This window comes from uncultured Roseobacter sp., from assembly GCF_947493125.1.
Lineage (GTDB): Bacteria > Pseudomonadota > Alphaproteobacteria > Rhodobacterales > Rhodobacteraceae > Roseobacter.
In genome coordinates, this window is sequence record NZ_CANLQB010000003.1 from 305,320 (window position 1) to 321,314 (window position 15,995).

At 64.8% G+C, this 15,995-nt stretch carries 12 protein-coding genes; 4 read left to right on the forward strand and 8 right to left on the reverse strand.

All coding sequences use genetic code 11. The features are described from left to right. Positions 1-90 precede the first annotated feature (90 nt). The gene (gene fmt, locus Q1A71_RS07995) at positions 91-996 is read left to right on the forward strand and encodes a methionyl-tRNA formyltransferase (protein ID WP_299673808.1); all 906 of its coding nucleotides are present in this window, start codon (positions 91-93) and stop codon (positions 994-996) included. Positions 997-1,111: 115 nt separating this feature from the next. Further along, positions 1,112-1,348 (forward strand): hypothetical protein, encoded by a 237-nt coding sequence (locus Q1A71_RS08000; protein ID WP_299673810.1) that lies wholly within the window; start codon positions 1,112-1,114, stop codon positions 1,346-1,348. 2 nt (positions 1,349-1,350) lie between these two features. Here the strand turns inward: Q1A71_RS08000 and Q1A71_RS08005 are convergent, their stop codons facing one another. The 6 genes from Q1A71_RS08005 to Q1A71_RS08030 form a co-directional block, all read right to left on the reverse strand. After that, positions 1,351-4,515, reverse strand: coding sequence for an efflux RND transporter permease subunit (locus tag Q1A71_RS08005; RefSeq protein WP_299673812.1), 3,165 nt, complete (start codon positions 4,513-4,515; stop codon positions 1,351-1,353). A gap of 2 nt (positions 4,516-4,517) precedes the next feature. After that, the gene (locus Q1A71_RS08010) at positions 4,518-5,648 is read right to left on the reverse strand and encodes an efflux RND transporter periplasmic adaptor subunit (RefSeq protein WP_299673814.1); all 1,131 of its coding nucleotides are present in this window, start codon (positions 5,646-5,648) and stop codon (positions 4,518-4,520) included. A gap of 115 nt (positions 5,649-5,763) precedes the next feature. Further along, positions 5,764-6,423, reverse strand: coding sequence for a TetR/AcrR family transcriptional regulator (locus Q1A71_RS08015; protein ID WP_299673816.1), 660 nt, complete (start codon positions 6,421-6,423; stop codon positions 5,764-5,766). Further along, complete coding sequence (locus Q1A71_RS08020) at positions 6,424-7,965, reverse strand: trimethylamine methyltransferase family protein (RefSeq protein ID WP_299673818.1); 1,542 nt, start codon at positions 7,963-7,965, stop codon at positions 6,424-6,426. Further along, complete coding sequence (locus tag Q1A71_RS08025) at positions 7,962-10,364, reverse strand: FAD-dependent oxidoreductase (RefSeq protein ID WP_299673820.1); 2,403 nt, start codon at positions 10,362-10,364, stop codon at positions 7,962-7,964. The genes Q1A71_RS08020 and Q1A71_RS08025 overlap by 4 nt, the downstream gene beginning before the upstream one ends. A gap of 110 nt (positions 10,365-10,474) precedes the next feature. After that, entirely contained in the window at positions 10,475-11,128 is a 654-nt protein-coding gene (locus Q1A71_RS08030) for a class I SAM-dependent methyltransferase (protein WP_299673822.1), read from the reverse strand. A gap of 107 nt (positions 11,129-11,235) precedes the next feature. Here Q1A71_RS08030 and Q1A71_RS08035 point away from each other — a divergent pair, with 107 nt between their 5' ends. Further along, a complete protein-coding gene (locus Q1A71_RS08035; RefSeq protein ID WP_299673824.1) occupies positions 11,236-12,123 on the forward strand; it encodes a LysR family transcriptional regulator in 888 nt (295 codons plus the stop codon). Between the two features lie 77 nt (positions 12,124-12,200). Here the strand turns inward: Q1A71_RS08035 and Q1A71_RS08040 are convergent, their stop codons facing one another. Further along, positions 12,201-14,213, reverse strand: a complete 2,013-nt coding sequence (locus tag Q1A71_RS08040) for a peroxidase family protein (RefSeq protein ID WP_299673826.1) — start codon at positions 14,211-14,213, stop codon at positions 12,201-12,203. A 257-nt stretch (positions 14,214-14,470) separates the two neighbouring features. Here Q1A71_RS08040 and Q1A71_RS08045 point away from each other — a divergent pair, with 257 nt between their 5' ends. Beyond that, entirely contained in the window at positions 14,471-15,256 is a 786-nt protein-coding gene (locus Q1A71_RS08045; RefSeq protein WP_299673828.1) for an FCD domain-containing protein, read from the forward strand. On the opposite strand, the gene Q1A71_RS08050 is transcribed toward Q1A71_RS08045, so the two are convergent. Then, positions 15,242-15,907: a DUF1028 domain-containing protein gene (locus tag Q1A71_RS08050; protein ID WP_299673830.1), complete on the reverse strand. Its 666-nt coding sequence runs from the start codon at positions 15,905-15,907 to the stop codon at positions 15,242-15,244. The genes Q1A71_RS08045 and Q1A71_RS08050 overlap by 15 nt on opposite strands. Positions 15,908-15,995: the final 88 nt, after the last annotated feature.

Sequence of the window (15,995 nt, forward strand, 5' to 3'; positions counted from 1 at the left end):
GGCCTGAAAGCCCACCTGACCTGCCGGTGGCTGACCTTTGGGCTGGCAGGTTGGGTGGGCTTTCAGGCCACCCCGGCCCGGAGCAGTGACATGCGTGTGATCTTCATGGGAACGCCCGAGTTTTCGGTGCCGCTGCTGGACGCGCTGGTGACGGCGGGGCACGAGATTCCTTGCGTCTATTGCCAGCCGCCCCGACCGGCAGGGCGCGGCAAGAACGAGCGGCCCAGCCCGGTGCACAGCCGCGCGCTGGACCTCGACCTGCCGGTGCGCACACCGGCCTCGCTGCGCGACCCCGAGGCGCAGGCGGCCTTCCGCACTGTCAATGCCGATGTGGCCGTGGTGGTGGCCTATGGTCTCATCCTGCCGCGCGCGATCCTCGAAGCGCCGGCGCATGGGTGCCTCAATATCCACGCCAGCCTGCTGCCGCGCTGGCGCGGCGCGGCCCCGATCCATCGGGCCATCATGGCGGGGGACGCGCAGACCGGTGTTTGCATCATGCAGATGGAGGCGGGCCTCGACACCGGGCCGGTGCTCTTGCGTCAGGCCACCGAGATCGGCGCCGAAGAGACAACCTCGGAGTTGCATGACCGGCTGAGCCAGCTTGGCGCCCGCTTGATCGTCGATGCGCTGTCGCAGATCAATGATCTGGTGGCCGAGCCTCAGCCCGAGGCGGGGGTGACCTATGCCGAGAAGATCGACAAGGCCGAGGCCCGCGTGGATTGGACCCGGGATGCGGCGGAGGTGGACCGTCTGATCCGTGGGCTCTCGCCCTTTCCCGGGGCCTGGACGCTGGACGGCGAGACCCGCATCAAGCTGCTGGGTTCGCGTGTGGCCGACGGGCAGGGCGCGGCCGGGACGATTCTGAATGGCCCGCTGCGCGTGGCCTGCGGGGAGGGCGCAGTGGAACTCACGCGCTTGCAGCGGGCGGGCAAAGGGGTGCAGGATGCCGACACGTTCCTGCGAGGATGGCCCATGCCGGCGGGCAAGCAGCTTTGACGCAATTCGACTTTACAATGAACCGCTTTTTGCGGCTTTTCACCTGTGGTTCAAACGCAAGAAGCGTTAGGTCTGTCTGAATGAATAGTCGAACCGCGAGCGAGGAGGACAGCGCATGTTTCCAACCATCATTGGCACCGTGGTGATTGCGGGCATTGTCGGCTACCTCTGCGAGAGAACGGGCTTCACGCACAACGGCGTGCTGCAGAGCATCGTGATCTGCGTGGGCGGAGCCTTCGTGTTCTATTTCATCACACTGATGTTTGGCATTGGCTTCCGCAGCCCAGGCATGAACGCCATCGCCGCCTCCATCGGCGCGCTGATCATCGTGCCGTTTCACTGGCGGAAATAGCGTTACTCCGCGGGGCTCTGGCTCATTGCGGTGTCCGCGTCGGGGCGGGGGGCGCGCACGCAAAGACGGAGGAGCGGCGGCACGGTCAGCAGCGTCAGGAAGGCGGACATGGACAGGCCGCCGACCACGACCGCGCCCAGGCCCCGATAGAGCTCCGAGCCTTCACCGGGGATCATCACCAGCGGCAGCATCCCGAAGACGGAGGTGAGCGTGGACATGAAGATCGGCCGGATGCGGTTGCTCGTGGCTTCCTCGATCGCGTCGATGGGCGCCAGGCCATCCTCGCGCAAATGGTAGAGCGTCTGGTGCACGATCAGGATGGCGTTGTTCACGACGATGCCGACGAGGATGATGAACCCCAGCAGCGTCAGCATATCGAGTGGCTGGGTCTGGTAGGTGTTCAGAAGCGCCAGCCCTCCGACACCCCCTGCCGCGGCCACGGGGACGGAAATCAGGATCACGAGGGGCAGCACGAAGCTCTCGAAGAGGATTGCCATCACGAGGAACACGATGACCAGCGCCACGGCGAGGTTGATCTGGATCGCGTCCCAGGTCTGGCTCAGCTGATCCGCGGTGCCGGAGACGCTCATGCGGATGCCGTTTGGCAATCCCTGCTCTTCCAGCGCATCGACCACTTCGGTTTGCAGCAGTTCGACGGCCGCCTCCAGCGGGAGCGCATCGGAGGGGCGGACTTCCAGCGTCACGGTGCGCAGCCGGTCACGGTGGCGGATTTCCGTGGGGCCAGCGGTCACGATGACGTCGGCCAAGGCCGACACCGGCACGATCTGGCCCGAGGGCGTGACCACCGGGTAGTTCCCGATGTCCTGCGTGCGCTGCGCCAGCTGCAGGCCGGGATCACCCTTGAGCATGAGGTTGAGGCGCTCTGCCCCCACGGTGATTTCCGCAATGCGCAGCCCGTCGTTGAAGGCATCGACCGTGAGCGCGAGGTCAGAGGCCGTGAGCCCCGCGTCGGCCAGCCTGAGCCGGTCCGGCACCAGCCGCACCTCGGGTGCGCCAAGCTCAAGCCCGGGGATCGGGCGGAACTGGTGCCCTTCCGAGCGCGGCAGCAGGCCGGAGATCGTGCCCGCGGCCTGACCGGCCACGGAGAGGATGTCTTCCAGGTCCTGGCCGGAGATGTTGAGCTCAATGGTGCGCCCGCCCCCCACGCCGCGTCCGAAGAGCGAGGGCTGGGTCATGAAGCCGAAGGTGCCCGGTTCGGCGAAGATGGGGCCGGAGAGCACGGGGATGAGTTCGCCGGCGCGTGTGCCGTCGACGGCGGCGGCGCCGACGAAGCTGGTGCCGCTGAGGGCCACGAAGAAGAAGTTCTCAATCGTCGGTGTGCCGTCTTCCATCTGCGGCTCGGGCGCGGCTTCCCAGAGCGGGCGCGCCACACCTTCGATGCGCTGCGCGATGGTTTCGGTGGTGTCGAGGTTGTAGCCCGGTGGCGGAATGATCAAGCCGAAGACGAGGTTGCGGTTGCCTTCCGGCAGGTATTCGAGGCGTGGCAGGAAGATCACGGCCGCAATGGCCGCCCCCCCCGCGATGGCGGCGACCATCAGGAGCCCGATGGCGCGGAACCGCACCGTCATCCGCACGTAGCGCATGACCAGCCCGTGGAACCCGCGGGCCAGATGGTCGAGACCCGGGATGCCGATGGTGGTCTGCTCGCCCTGTTTCAGCAGGCGGCTGGCCAGGGCCGGGATCACCGTGACGGCGACAACGAGGGACAGCAGCACGGATACGGAAATCGCCACGGCGATGTCGCGGAAAAGCTGCCCCGCTTCGAGCTGCATGATCAGGATCGGGACGAAGACGAGAACGGTGGTTAGTGCTGAGACGAGGATCGCACCCCATACCTGCTTGGCGCCTTTGTACGCGGCCTCACGTCGGCTGAGGCCCTGTTCGCGTAATCGGTAGATGTTTTCGAGCACAACGATGGCGGCGTCGACGATCATGCCGACCGCAAAGGCGATACCTGCGAGCGAGATCACGTTGAGCGTGCGCCCGGTGGCGGCCATGGCGACGAAGGTGGCCACGATACTGACCGGGATGGCGAGCGAGACCACCAGAGTTGCGCGCGGGCTGCGCAGGAAGGAGAGCAGCACGGCAGCTGCCAGCACGCCGCCGATCCAGATGTTTTGCGTGACGAGGTCAATCGCGCCATTGATGTAGATCGTCTCGTCGTAGACCTGTCGCATCTTCAGGCCTGCGTCGGAGACGGGGCCTTCATCCAGCTCGGTCAGCACGGCGCGCACGGCGTCCATGGTCTCGATCACATTGGCGCCGGGTTCGCGCACGATGTTGAAGGCGAGCCCCGGTTCACCGCGAAAGCGCAGACGCGCGCGCGGCTCCTCGAAGGAAAAGCCCACCTCGGCCACATCGCCGACGCGGACACGGCCCGAACCGCCTGAGCCGATCTCGGAGCGCAGAACGACTTCCTCGATGGCGGCGACCGTGTTGAGGTTGCCCTCGGCGCGCACCACGTAGCGGCGCTTGCCCTCTTCGACGTCACCGGCGGAGAGCGAGATGTTCTCGTTGCGCAGGATCCGCACCACATCCGGCACCGTCAGATCGAAGCGGGCGAGCTGGCGCGGGTCGACCACAACCTGCAATTCCCGTGTGACGCCGCCAAAGACGTTCACGGCCGAGACACCCTCGATCCGCTCCACACGGTCCTTGATGATGTCCTCCACGAAGTCGCCATAGGTCGGCATGGCGCGGGTGTTGCCGTCCTGCGCGGTGAGCAGCACCCAGGCAATCGGGCTGTCATCCGACCCGGAGGTGTCGAGCGAGGGCTCGCCCGCCTCGTCGGGGTAGTCGCCCACCCGGTCGAGCCGGTTCGAGACCAGCAGCAGCGACTGGCTCATATCGGTGCCGATGCCGAACTCCAGCGTCACCTCGGCCTCACCGGTCTGGGCCCGAGAGGTCATGACGTCGAGCCCTTCGAGCCCGCGCAGCGCCTCCTCCTGCGGGTTGATGATTTCCCGCTCGATCTCGGAGGGCGCGGCCCCAGGCCAGTTGGTGGTGATCACCACGATGGGTTTGCGCACGTCCGGGGCCAGCTGGATCGGGATTCGGGTGACGGCGATCACACCGAAGAGCACGGCCATCACCACCGCGGCCATGACGGCAACGGGGCGGTCGATTGCAAAGCGGATGATGTCCATGGCTAGCCTCCGTTCGTCGGGTCGCCCATGGGCGCGATGGGCTGGCCGGGGCGCAGGCGTTCGTTGCCACGGGTCACCACAACATCTCCCTCGGCGAGCCCGCCGAGCACTTCGAAGCGGTCGCCCAGAGCGACGCCGATTTCCACGGGCCGCGGTTGCGCCTGGCCGTCTTCCGCAACGAAGACCGTCCAACCGCCGCGGGCCTGGACTAGGGCGTCCTTTGGCACCGAGAGCACCTCGCGGGGGGTGCTGATCGGGATGGATACGGTGATCGACTGGCCGATCGCGATGGTCTGCAGGCCCGTGAGCTGACCGGAGGCAAAGCGGACGGGCCGGGTGCGGGTTGCCGTCTCCTCGACCGGCAGCAACGCCCGCACTGTCAATGCAAGATCTTCGCCCGCCTCCGTCACTCCCTCGACGGCCAGCCCCGGTTCCAGCACGCGGATGTATTTCGAGGGCACGCTGGCTTCGATCTCGAAAGAGGCGGTGTCGAGCAGGGAGACCACGGCGGAACCGGCGCTGATGAACTCGCCGGGGTTGACGTTGACCTCCAGCACGATGCCGGAAAACGGAGCGCGGATCTGGGCGCGGTCGAGCTCATAGCGGGCTTCAGCGGCGTTGGCCTCTGCCGTTTTCACGCGCGCTTCGGCCTCGGCTAACTGGCCCTGGGCTTCAAAGACGTCGCTCTGCGCCTCATCGAACCGGCTGGACGAAAACGAGGTGGTGCCGCGCAGACCTTCGATCCGGGCGAACGCCTTGGCGGTGCGGTCGACCCGCGCCTTGGCGGTGGAAATGCCTGCGCGTGTTTCAGCCAGCCCGGCTTCGGCCTGCCGTGCCAGGATGTCGAGGAGTTCCGTGTCGAGCTCGGCGAGGATGTCTCCTTCCGATACCGCGACCCCCTCCAGCACATGCACGGCCTCCACGGTGCCCGCAATGCGGCTGGCCACGGTGCCTTCGCGCGAGGTCACCACCTCCGCAAAGAGGGGCACGGTTTCCGCGATGGTCCTGGTCTCGACCGTCTCGACGCCCACGGAGGCCGGGCCATTTTGGGCCAAAGCCACCGCCGCCGCGAGGCAGAGCGCGCCGGTGCCCAGCACAACTTGCAGCAATCTAGGAAGTGCACATGCAGTCATAGGGATGCCTTTTTTGCCCACCATGGGACGTTTGGGAGGATCTAGCGCGGTCCCACCGCAATCAAATAACACTTAAGTGCGCATGTCGCTTGGCAAAAATGCGTGACCGGGTGGTTTATTTCGGGTTTTTGCCGGCCTCGACGGCTTTCGCGTAGGCGATGAGCGCCTCGACCTCGCTGTCCAGCGGCTCCTGTCCGGTGAAGCCAATGAGATAGCTGGGCATCAGGCGGTTGCGCGCGTCCATCGGTTCATTCAGTTGCGCGTCATCATAGCCGATTTGCATGTAGTAGAGAATGCGGGCGCGGGCGATCGCCTCGAGATCGGGACAGCCGAAGCGGGCGAACATGGCGCGCAGAGCTTCCAGCCGCGCGGCTTCCGAGGCGTGCAGAACGGCGCGCACGTCAGGGGCACGCCGCGCCCAGTCGCGGATCGCAAAGTCCAGCCGCGTGTCGAAGAGCGCGGGGTTGATCACGCAGCGAAAGACGTTGCCGACGGCTTCGGTGATGGTCGTCGCCGGGCGTTCGGCCATTGCGATCAGAGCGGCGCTGTTGCTGCGCTGCCAGTGCTCCAGAAGCGCGGTCAGCAGATCCTGGCGGGACTGGAAATACCAGTAAAAGCTGGAGCGGGAGACGTTGAGTTGTTCGCCTAGCGGTTGGATTTTCACGCCTTCGACGCCGTGCTCCAGAAGCGCGGTGAGGGCGGCATCCAGCCAGTCCTGCCGGGTGACCTTGATATTGCCGACGAGATCGCCGGATTTCTGCCTGATGCGCGGCACTCAGCTCTCCGGTGGCGCGCCGCCCGCGTCCGATCTGGTGCGGATATCGGCGTGCAGGCGCGACAGCGCATCGGGATCGACGGTCGGGCCCGTGGGATCCGCGAGGATCCGCTTCCACAGGCCTGTGGCGCGGGTGGTTGTGTCGATGCTGCCGCGTTCCTGCCAGGTGCCGAAGTTCGAGAGGTCCCCGATCAGCGGTTCGTAGAAGGCGGTTTGATAGCGCTCCATCGTGTGGGCGGCGCCGAAGAAATGGCCGCCGGGTTGGACCTCTTCGAGAGCTGCGAGGCCGATGTCGGCGTCTTGTGCGGGCGTTTCGGCGCAAAGCTCAGCGACCATTTGCAGCACTTCCAGATCGGTGATCAGCTTTTCGTAGGACACGGTCAGCCCACCTTCCAGCCAGCCGGCGGCATGGATCACCACCGTGGCGCCCGCCAGCAGGCAGCCCCAGGTGCCGAACTGGGTTTCATTGGCGGCCTGCACATCGCCGAGGTTGGCCGCCGACCCGCTGGCGCAGCGCCAGGGCAGGCCGATGAACCGCGCGAGCTGGCCTGCGGCGAGGCTCGCCTTGAAGTGTTCGGGCGTGCCGAAGGCCGGGGCGCCGGATTTCATGTCGACGTTGGAGGTGAAGGTGCCGTAGCAGACCGGCGCGCCGGGGCGGACCAGTTGGGTGAGGGCGATGGCGGCGAGCGCTTCGGCGTGACTGAGCGTCATCGCCCCCGCCACGGTGATCGGGGCCATCGCACCCATGAGGGTAAAGGGCGTGACGATGCTGACCTGCCCGGCCTTGGCAAAATCCATCAGCCCCTGCGCCATGGGGATGTCGAGCGTGCGGGGCGAATTGGTGTTGATGATCGTATAGCAGTGGCTTTCCGCGGTGAACTCCGCATCCGAGAGCCCCCGGAAGTCGCGCAGCATCTCGAAGCTTTGCTCCACCTGCGGCGTGCCGCGCGAGAAGATGAAGGGCACCTTGTCCGACAGCGACAGTTGCGCGTCCAGCGTTGCGTAGTGGCGCAGGTGCATCGGCACATCCTGCGGCTCGATCAGCGGCGGGACCATGTGCAGCACGTCGAAATGCTGGGTGAGCTGCACGAGCTCGCGGAAGTCGCGGTCTGTGCCGGGGCGGCGGCCCCGTTCCAGATCGGTGGCATGGGGCGCGCCGGCGCCGGGCTGAAAGACAAGGTTGCCGAGCTCCAGGGTGATGTCACGATCAGGCACGGCGCCGCGCACGGGGATAGAGCGGGGCGCGCTGGCCAGCGCGGCCTCCACAATCTCGCGCCCGATGTGCACCATTTCTGTGTCGTCGTGCACCGTGGCACCGCCCGCCTTGTAGGCGTCGCGCGCAGCGGGCAGGAGCACCTTGATGCCGAGGCGTTCGAGCACGTCCAGCGCGGCTTCGTGGATCGCCGCGATCCGATCCTCCGAGAACACCGACATGGGTGGGAACGGGTTGCGCAGGCGGCGATAGTCGACCTTGCGTTTCTCGGGCGGGGCGCCGCCGCCCCGGCGGGTCCGCCGACGACCGGTGTTTTCGGCCAGCGTCATACTCGCATGACCTTGCCCTCTGGATCATAAGGCGAGGGCGGGATAACCTTCGCGGCGCGCTCGATCCCCACCACATGCACGCTGAGTGCTGTGTCCGGTTTCGCATGTTCGGTGTTGACCAGCGCCATGGCGAGCGATTTGCCGGTGGTGTGCCCGAAGGCGCCGGAGGTCACGAAGCCGACCTTTTCCTCGCCGGCCCAGATGGGTTCATAGCCGCTGGCATCCGCGTCCTTGGCGTCGATTTCAAGGGTCACCTGGATTTGCGCGGGGCCGTTGCCGTCCCGTTCCGCCAGGGCTGCCGATTTGCCGACAAAGTCTTTCTCCCAGTCGATCCAGCGGTCCATGCCGGTCATGCCAGGGGTGTAGCCTTGGGTGAATTCGGCGTTCCAGATGCCGAAGCTCTTTTCGATCCTCAGGCTGAGGAGCGCGTTGAACCCGATCTCGCGGATACCGTCCTCTTCGCCCGCCTCCAGCAGGATGCGGCGCAGGGTGGCGTGATCGCCCGCGCGGCAGTGGATTTCATACCCCAGCTCGCCCGTGACCGAGAGGCGACCCACCTTGCAGCGCAGAAGGCCGATGTCGAAGGCGCCGCAGCCCATGAAGGGCAGGTCGCCGATGGGGCCGTCGGTGAGTTTCTCAATGACCGCCTTCGACGCAGGTCCGGAGAGCGAGAACCCGGCGGTGTCGTCACCCAAGTCGCGGATGGTTACGCCGTCGTCCATGTGGTCGTTGAACCAGCGCATGTGCCAGCTGCGCAGGTAGTAGCTGCCCATGATCCACCAGGTGCCGTCGCCCCAGTTGAAGATGGTCAGGTCTCCTTTGAGACGCCCGTCTTCCGCCAGCATGGGCGCCAGTTTCGCCCGACCCGGTTTCGGCAGTTTCGAGGCCATGATGCAGTCGAGCCAGGCCTCTGCGTTCGGGCCGGTGACCTCGAAGCGCGAGAACCCGGTGATGTCGAGCAGGCCGACGCCGTTGCGCACGGCGTGACATTCATCGGCCACGATCAGATGTGCGTTCGAGCGTTTGAGCGAGGGCGTTTCCTCGAACCCGGGCTCGGCAAAATAGAGCGGCACCTCCAGATCCCAGCTTTGGCCCCACTGGCAGCCCGCGGCGGTCATGTCGGCGTAAGCGCCTGCGGTCTTCAGCGGGCGGCCCGCGGGCAGCTGTTCGTTCGGATAGGTCATCACGAAGCGGCGGGTGTAGAACTGGCCGGTGGTCTCCTTGATGTACTGTTTGTTCTCGGCCCAGATGCCGTAGCGGGCCACGTCCATCCCGTAGACATCCGCTTCGGGCGCGCCGTGGATCATCCATTCGGCAAGGCTTTTGCCCACGCCGCCGCCTTGCAGGAAGCCGGCCATCACCGCGCAGGCGGACCAATAGCCACGTTTGCCGGGCACCGGGCCCACCAGCGGGTTGCCGTCGGGCGAGAAGGTGAAGGCGCCGTTGACCCAGGTCTTCACGCCGACCTCTTGCAAGCAGGGGTAGCGTTCGAAGCCAAGGGTCAGCTCATACTCGATGCGGTCAGGGTCTTCCTGCTGGAGCTCGAAGCCATACTCCCATGGCGCGCCGTCCATCATCCAGTGCTGGTGATTGATCTCGTAGATGCCCAGCAGCACGCCTTTCTGATCCTGCCTCAGATAGGTGAAGCCCTCCAGATCCACGGTCATTGGCACTTCGAAGTCGATGTCCTCCAGCTGCGGGATCGTGTCGGAGATCAGGTAGTGGTGGTTGAGCGGGGAGACGGGCAGTTCGATGCCCGCCATGCGTCCCACCTGCTTGGCCCAGAGACCGGCGGCATTGACCACATGCTCGCAGGTCACCGTGCCCTTTTCGGTGACGACCTCCCAGCCTTGCAGCGTCTGGTTCAGCTCCAACACGCGGTTGTGCTCGATCACCTCGGCGCCGCGCTTCTTGGCGGCCCCCGCATAGGCGTGCACGGTGCCGGTGGTGTCGATGTACCCCTCGCGGTCTGCCCACATGCCGCCCAGCAGCCCGTCACCCGACATGATCGGATTGAGCTCCATCGCCTCTTCGACGGTGACGAGGCGGCAGTCTTCGATGCCGATGGACTGGAAGGTGCGGTAGGCTGACTGCAGCCATTTCCAGCGGTCGGGGGTTCCGGCCATCGTCAGCCCGCCGGTCATGTGCAGCCCGATGTTCTGGCCGCTTTCCGCCTCGATCTCGCTCAAGAGGTCGATGGTATAGGCCTGCAGTTGCGCGATGTTCGGATCGGCGTTCAGCGCGTGGATGCCGCCCGCCGCGTGCCAGCTGGAGCCCGCGGTCAGCACCGAGCGCTCGATCAGGCAGACGTCGGACCAGCCCATCTTGGCCAGATGGTAAAGCACGGAGGCGCCGACTACGCCGCCCCCAATCACGACAACGCGGTAGTGCGACTTCATGGGGATCCTCCCGGTGATCTTGGCGCAGGCATTGGACAGTACTGTACAGTTCTGTCCAGACGCTAAGATCAATTCGGGCGATCCGTCAAGAAAATCGTGAAGGGCGAGGGTTAATCGGGTTTGCGGGCGACCAGAAACAGGGTGCGCCCGTCTTTGGGGCGCCAGGCGGTTTCGATCTCGAATCCGGCGTCCCGCACCATGTCTTCCAGCTGTGGCGCGGACAGAAAACGCACCCGGGGCAGCAGGCGCAGCGCCCGCCCGGCCAGCGCGATGGGCTGGAACCAGCGCATCCCGTCCGCGAGACACACGGTGCTGGAATGGAACGTCCCGCCCGGCTTGAGCATGTCAAAGGTCTTTGCGAGCGCGGCGCGTGGGTCTTGCAGCAGGTGCAGGATGCTCATGGCGAGCACGGCGTCGTACCGATTTGCCGGTGGCTCGAAATCCTCGATCCGGTTTTGCACGAAGGTCACATTCTCGACGCCCTGCGCGTTCGCCTTGTCCTCGGCGATGGCGATCATCTGGGCAGAGAAGTCGAACGCGAGCACATGATTGACATGGGCGGCGTGGATCAGTGCCGTGGTGCCGGTGCCGCAGCCGAACTCGAGCACATCCATACCGGGGCTGAGGTGCGACTGCGTGATCTCGAGCTTGCGTTCGTAAGCCGCCTGGTCGGCAACGGGCCGCTTGGCATAGCCGGGCGCAACCCTGTCCCAGAACCGGGTTTCGCCAGCGTTGGTCATTGCAAGAGGGTCTGAATAGGTCATCTTTGTCACCTTGGGGTCGTGTGCCGCGGCTATATCTCTGCGTACGTAGCAAATAAATTGACTAAATTGGCTTATTTGCTATGCGAATTTGCATGGATTGGCGGTCAATGAAATTTGACTGGAACCGCGCGCGCGCGTTTCTGGTGACGGCGGAGGAGGGCTCGCTCTCGGCGGCCGCGCGGGCGCTGGGGATGACGCAACCCACGCTCGGGCGACAGGTGGCCGCGCTCGAAGAGGAACTGGGTGTGCTGCTCTTTGACCGGGTCGGGCGGGGGCTGACGCTGACCGCGAACGGGCTGGAACTGGTGGATCACGTGCGCGCCATGGGCGAGGCGGCGAGCCATGTGTCCATGACCGCCTCGGGTCAGTCGACCTCGGTGGAAGGGACGGTGCGGATCACGGCCACCGAAGTGGCCTCGGCCTTCGTGCTGCCCCGGATGATCGACCGGCTGCGGGCGGCCCATCCGGGTATCGAGGTGGAGCTTGTGGCCACGAACCTGCTGCGCGATTTGCGCCGGCGCGAGGCGGATATCGCGATCCGTACGGTGCGCCCGGCCGATCCGCAGCTCATCGGGCGCAAGCTGCCCTCCGAAGTGGCGCGGCTCTATGCGAGCAAGGCTTATCTGGAGGCGCAAGGCCCGTTCGAGGCGCCGCAAGATCTGTCGCGGGCCCAGTTCATCGGGTTCGAGGACAACATGCCCTTCATCGAATTCCTGAACGGCATGGATCTGCGTCTCGACGAGCGTCAGTTCGGTGTGAGAACTGCGGTGCATCTGGTGCATTGGGAGATGGTCCGGCAGGGGCTGGGCATTGGGGTGATGTTGTCACGTGTAGGCGATGCGGATCCGGGGGTCGCGCAGGCTGCCCCCTGGCTGCCTCCCTTCGAATTCGAGGTCTGGTTGGTCGCGCACCGTGAAGTGAACTCCAGCCGCCGTGTGCGGCTGGTGTTCGACTGGTTGGTCCAGGAATTCAGCGCACTGCCTCCTGCGGTTTGACACCGGTGCGCGGCGCTTGCCTGCCGCGTCACCCGCCGGGCCGCGCGCCCGATGACGGGCGCGCGGCCCGGCGGGTGCTACGCCCGGACCCACCCGCGTTGCGTCATTCCGACGAAGCCGAGCTCGGCAGGTGCCGGCACGTTGCGCAGAACCAGATCGCGCATCGAACCGCAGGCCGCGATCTGCTCCCAGCCGTATCTGGAAAACGTCGGATGCTCCACCTCCGGGTCCTGCGGCGGTTTGAAGATATGTTCGGACAGGAGCGGATTGGTCAGCGCCTGTGAAAACGCATCCAGCGCCACGAAGGACAGGATCGTGCGCGGCAGCGGCGCGTTCTTCACCCGGTCCTCGCAGAAGAGGCCCACGAAGAAGTCGACCCGGTCCACATCGCCATACGTCTTCTTGAGGATCTTCGCGACCTCACGATCAGAGGAGATGTCCGACATGCTCTCGATCGGCAGGCGCTGGAGGTATTCCAGATAGTCCGTGAAGGGCCGCAGCTGACAGAACCGGCCCTGCTCGACCGAAGCTTGCTCTACATGCATGAGGAACTTCGTGGTGTTGCGCGGGCCCAATTCGCCCGTGGCCTGCGCGCTCATGTCCTCGAAAGCCTGCGCCAGCCCGCCGTCGAGCAGCGGTTTCATCTCCATGAAATACGCCGGGTTCGTCTTATGCGTGGTCTCTCCCCAGCGGATTTCATCCGGGATCAGCGCGTGCCAGCGGTAGAGCAGGCTGAACTCCGTCGTGATCCAGTTCGGACGGTTCCAGTTGGCGTTCCAGGCCGCCTTCGGGTCGGCCTTCAGCCGGAATTCCGTGGGCGCGATGTGATTGATGTAATCCTCCACCACGATCTTGATGAATTGCACGATCACGATATTCCGCGCAGTCTCGAACAGCCTGTCGTCATCCCAGTCGGGATAGCGCTTGCCCATCTCGGCGGCGAGGCGATTGTGTTCACGCAAAAGAACGGTGTTGATCATTGCGGTTTGCGGCACCGAATTCGCCCGGTCCCCGCCGAAGGCAAAGAGCCGCCCGCGTTTGGCGCGGACCTTCTCGGCCACCTCGGGCTTGTCCTCTGCAATGGCCTTGTCGATGGCGTTGGTCAGGTTCTCGAGCCCCAGAGGTTTGTCGAGCACTGCGAATTCCGGCTTGATTTCGTCGCCCTCGAACAGGAAGGGCGCGAACTCCTCGTCGTCCAACAGCTGGGACTTGAGCTTGCCGCGATCTTCGGGCGCAGGATCTTTCACCCGCAGCGCCACGGTCTGTTCTTCCGTGCGGCCATAGAGCGGGCAGAGGTCGATGTTGTGGTTCGATGTGTTCTTCTTGAGGCGATCCGTGACGGTCTCATTCGTCTGCGTGCGGATGAACCCATCGGTCAGATATTGCGCGAAGGACGGGAAGAGGCAGGTGGACTTCGGGCACATGCGCTGTGTGCCTGAGGTGCGTTCAAAGAGCGGGCTGATCTCCTCCCAACTGGGCAGGCTCTCTTGATCAAGCGGCGAGACCCCAAGGTGCCGCGCGCTCCATTCGGTGTCGGTCAGGCTGGCCCAGGAGGTATAGTCGCTGCGGGTGGAGAAGGGATGCGGGCGGTTGCGCACCTGTTTCACGATCCGGTTGATCACCACGCGGTTGATGAAGGCGTCGAGCGGCGGCACCTTCTCGATCAGCGCGACGATCCAGGGCACGTTCAGCAGCCCCATTAAAGCGTCGCCGATGCGTCCCAAGACGCGGCGCAGGAACAGATCGACCGTGCGCGACTTTTTCATCTGTCCGTAGAAGGCACGAAAGACCAGAGGAAAGGCAAGAATATACCAAAGCTGGCCTGTCCATGGCTGGTCGAGCGCCACGATGGACCAGAGCCCGGCGATCACGCTGAAGACCGTGAAGATCCACCAGCCATGCTGCCGACCGCGCCACAGCTTGTAGATGCCGAAGAGGCTGGCCAGGAAAACGGGGACCAGAAGCAGCCGCGCCCCGTCGCCCGGGAATTGGGTCAGATGTCGCATCATCTGGTAAAGCATGACTGCGCCGATGAGGGCGCAGGCAGCTGCGAGGAAGGTTTTGTGTTGCGAGTGAGAGCTCTCTGCCATGATCAATTCTCCGGCACGGTCTAAAATGGGTCACTGAAATACCGCCCATTTCACACCAAAACGGATGATTTTTCTAGTTTTGATTGAGGCTGACGCGAAACGGAGAGCAAAGCGCGGGGTTTTATCAGAGGTCTGCAGGGGTGGTGGCGGGTTCGGTATCGTTATTTGAGCTATTTATCATTATAAATTATCGGTTCAATCTCATCGCACTTGGCGATAGAACATCGGCATCCGACGCAGCCAGGACCGCGCCGCTCATGTCACCCACATCGTCCCACGCCACCACCCGTACGCCCCGGCGCAGCAGACCTGTCCGCGTTGCCGATGAGATCAAGCAGTGGGTTGTGGAACAGGACCTCAAGCGGGGGGATCGCCTGCCGGGAGAGCCGGAGATGATCGAGCGATTTGGCATGGCCAAGGGCACGATCCGCGAGGCCATGCGCATTCTCGAAGCACAAGGGCTGATCGAGACGCGCACGGGCCCGGGGGGCGGCAGCTTCGTGGGGGAGGTCTCGGTCGAGCGGGCGCGGGCTCTTCTGGGCAACTATTTCTATTTCAAGAACCTGACGATTGCCGACATATACCAGGTGCGCAGGGTGCTGGAGCCGGAACTGGCTGCTTCGCTGGCAGGGCAGCTGAGCCGGGCGCAGCTGGCCGAGTTGGAGGATCTGGCAGAGCAGTTTCCGGCACCGCCGCAGTCTGCCGAAGAAGAGCGCGCGCATCACATCGGCTCGCTCGAAGTGCATGCGCGGCTTGCCTCCTTTGCGCAGAACGAGCTTCTTGGCTTCTTGATTGGCTTCATGTCTCAGATTTTGTCGGACTTGACGATCTATCGCCGCCTCTACAACCCGCCCAATACGGAGCTGTGGCGGAAGGGGCGGGAGTGTCATCAGCGCCTGCTCGTCGCGCTGCGGGACGGTGCCCCGGAAGACGCCAGCCAGATCATGGCCGAGCACATGCAGGCGGCCGAAGCGATGATGATCCGGCAGGAGGCAGAAGTGCAGCGGCGCTTCATGGCCGAGCAGAGCCTAGGCAGTTTTTGAGCGGTACGGGTCGCTGCGCGTCGGGACGACCTGTGTCCAGCCGACGTAGGGCTGTGACGTGGCGCGCGCGTAGAGATCGTGCATGGCTGCAAGGGGCTCTTCAGCGTAGTCGATCCGCAGCGACAGCGGCGCTTGATCGGGGTGCAGTTGCAGAAGAGCAGCGGATTTGAACCCGCGGATGTCTCCGCCCGCCTCCTGCGCCGCGGTGAGCGCTGCGAGCAGCCGCAACGGCATCGAGCCCGGAGCGTTGAGGTAGCCATCGCGCGCCGCTGTCAACACTGCGCCATCTGTCAGCATATTACCGCTGACGACAAGGCAATCGGCGGCGAGCACGCCCGCATGGGCGACGCTCTCGTGGCCGGTGAAACCAGCCGTGCGGCCCGCGCAGTCGAGCACGCTCAACTGTCGGTGATCGCGCCCCGGATCGCCCTTGGTCAGCTCGGCGACAGCGTCCTGCGCTGAGACGCCCGCGTTCATCAGCGCCAGAGCGTCTTCCCCCCAGAGCGTGCTGGGGGAGGTGCCTTGTGATGCGGAGAGGCCCGACCGCACATCGCCGCGCAGCACCCATCCACCGACGCAAAGGCTGCCTGTGGCCGCGGCACCGCCAAACGTGCCCGATTTTGCATCGTACGCGAGAATGGAAATTGTCATATACTCACCCGGGGGGATTTTCCTTGTATTTATCATGAAAATTTGCAGCACTGCAATTAATCATGAAAATTATACGCTGCAGTCAACA

What these genes read in the sequence shown, in the direction of transcription:
- Q1A71_RS08045 (WP_299673828.1), top strand. Translation starts at nt 14,471, where the DNA reads ATGTCACCCACATCGTCCCACGCCACCACCCGTACGCCCCGGCGCAGC.
- Q1A71_RS08020 (WP_299673818.1), bottom strand. Translation starts at nt 7,965, where the DNA reads ATGACGCTGGCCGAAAACACCGGTCGTCGGCGGACCCGCCGGGGCGGC.
- Q1A71_RS08010 (WP_299673814.1), bottom strand. Translation starts at nt 5,648, where the DNA reads ATGACTGCATGTGCACTTCCTAGATTGCTGCAAGTTGTGCTGGGCACC.
- fmt (WP_299673808.1), top strand. Translation starts at nt 91, where the DNA reads ATGCGTGTGATCTTCATGGGAACGCCCGAGTTTTCGGTGCCGCTGCTG.
- Q1A71_RS08030 (WP_299673822.1), bottom strand. Translation starts at nt 11,128, where the DNA reads ATGACCTATTCAGACCCTCTTGCAATGACCAACGCTGGCGAAACCCGG.
- Q1A71_RS08000 (WP_299673810.1), top strand. Translation starts at nt 1,112, where the DNA reads ATGTTTCCAACCATCATTGGCACCGTGGTGATTGCGGGCATTGTCGGC.
- Q1A71_RS08025 (WP_299673820.1), bottom strand. Translation starts at nt 10,364, where the DNA reads ATGAAGTCGCACTACCGCGTTGTCGTGATTGGGGGCGGCGTAGTCGGC.
- Q1A71_RS08035 (WP_299673824.1), top strand. Translation starts at nt 11,236, where the DNA reads ATGAAATTTGACTGGAACCGCGCGCGCGCGTTTCTGGTGACGGCGGAG.
- Q1A71_RS08050 (WP_299673830.1), bottom strand. Translation starts at nt 15,907, where the DNA reads ATGACAATTTCCATTCTCGCGTACGATGCAAAATCGGGCACGTTTGGC.
- Q1A71_RS08040 (WP_299673826.1), bottom strand. Translation starts at nt 14,213, where the DNA reads ATGGCAGAGAGCTCTCACTCGCAACACAAAACCTTCCTCGCAGCTGCC.
- Q1A71_RS08005 (WP_299673812.1), bottom strand. Translation starts at nt 4,515, where the DNA reads ATGGACATCATCCGCTTTGCAATCGACCGCCCCGTTGCCGTCATGGCC.